General features: G+C 57.5%; 1 pseudogene. It reads right to left on the reverse strand.

The window, feature by feature from the left end:
* A pseudogene (gene rho, locus ACIQY3_RS30875) lies at positions 1 to 563 on the reverse strand (transcription termination factor Rho); the annotation flags it as partial.

Below are 563 nucleotides of genomic sequence, written 5' to 3' on the forward strand. Positions count from 1 at the left end.
TGTTCGACCAGGCGCTTGGCCTTCTCGATCACCATTTCGGCAACCTGCACGTGGCGGGTTGGCGGCTCATCGAACGTCGAGGCAACCACTTCGCCACGCACGGTGCGCTGCATTTCGGTTACTTCTTCCGGACGTTCATCGATCAGCAATACGATCAGGTGAACTTCAGGATTGTTACGTGCGATGTTCGCTGCGATGTTTTGCAGCATGATCGTTTTACCGGCTTTCGGCGGTGCAACGATCAGACCGCGCTGGCCTTTGCCGATCGGGGCGCACAGGTCGATGACACGACCGGTCAAGTCTTCGGTGGAACCGTTGCCGGCTTCCATCTTCATGCGCACGGTCGGGAACAGCGGGGTCAGGTTCTCGAAGAGAATCTTGTTTTTCGCGTTCTCGGGACGATCGTAGTTGATCGTATCAACCTTGAGCAGCGCGAAATAACGCTCGCCTTCCTTTGGAGGGCGGATCTTGCCAACGATGGTGTCACCGGTGCGCAAGTTGAAGCGGCGGATCTGGCTCGGCGAGACGTAGATATCGTCTGGGCCGGCGAGATAGGAAGCGTC

The organism is Pseudomonas sp. NPDC096950 (assembly GCF_044762525.1).
Taxonomy (GTDB): Bacteria; Pseudomonadota; Gammaproteobacteria; order Pseudomonadales; family Pseudomonadaceae; genus Aquipseudomonas.